General features: G+C 59.8%; 1 pseudogene. It reads right to left on the reverse strand.

Going from position 1 to position 388, the window contains the following annotated elements:
* Positions 1-388: pseudogene (locus tag EOD07_RS37135) on the reverse strand (conjugal transfer protein TrbE); the annotation flags it as partial.

The following is a 388-nucleotide window of genomic DNA, read 5'->3' on the forward strand; positions in this document are numbered from 1 at the left end:
GCACGGGCCGAATTGCCTTTGTCGAAGACATAAACCTGGGCGCCGGCGTAGCGCCTGAACTGCAGAGCAATCAGAGCAAGCAGAACCGACTTGCCGGCGCCGGTCGGACCAACAACCAGCATGTGGCCGACATCTTCGACGTGGGTGGAAAGCCGAAACGGTGTCGACCCACTGGTCTCGGCAACGAAAAGCGGTGGCGCTTCGGTTTGGGTGACTTTCGCGAGATGCTCGTTTGTCGCAGGACCGGCCCAAACCGACGACAGCGGCATGAGATGGGCAAGATTCAATGTATGAACGAGCGGTTGGCGAACGTTAGCGTAGACATGGCCAGGCAATGAGCCGAGCCAAGCCTCGACCGCATTGACGCCTTCTCGGATCGTGGTGGAGC

Source organism: Mesorhizobium sp. M2C.T.Ca.TU.002.02.1.1 (genome assembly GCF_003997225.1).